Below are 427 nucleotides of genomic sequence, written 5' to 3' on the forward strand. Positions count from 1 at the left end.
CATCAGTAGTCCGCAATACTCCCGAAGCTGACATTTATGTAGCCGACAATGCCTCGACAGATGATTCTGTTTCCTTTGTGCAACAGAATTTTCCGCAGGTGAAGATCATTCAGAATAAGGTCAACGGCGGATTTGCAAAAGGCTACAATGATGCGCTGCAAGAACTGGATGAAGACATTTTTGTGCTTTTGAACAGCGACGTAGAGGTCACGGAAAACTGGCTGCCGCCTCTGGTAATTCAATTCAAGGATCCCGCAGTTGCAGCAGCCCAGCCCAAGATCAAAGATTTCCGGAAAAAAGAATTTTTTGAATATGCAGGGGCTGCCGGCGGATTCATTGATGCTCTTGGTTATCCCTACTGCCGCGGTCGCATTTTTGACGTCCTGGAGCAGGACCTGGGCCAATATGATGATACGATTGACATATT

The 427-nt window shown here is 47.1% G+C and carries 1 protein-coding gene; it reads left to right on the forward strand.

Annotated features, from left to right (window positions below; all coding sequences use genetic code 11):
- Positions 1-427: glycosyltransferase (locus HC175_RS19155; RefSeq protein ID WP_168139753.1), on the forward strand; the 427-nt coding region annotated here is incomplete at both ends.

This window comes from Salinimicrobium oceani (assembly GCF_012037645.1).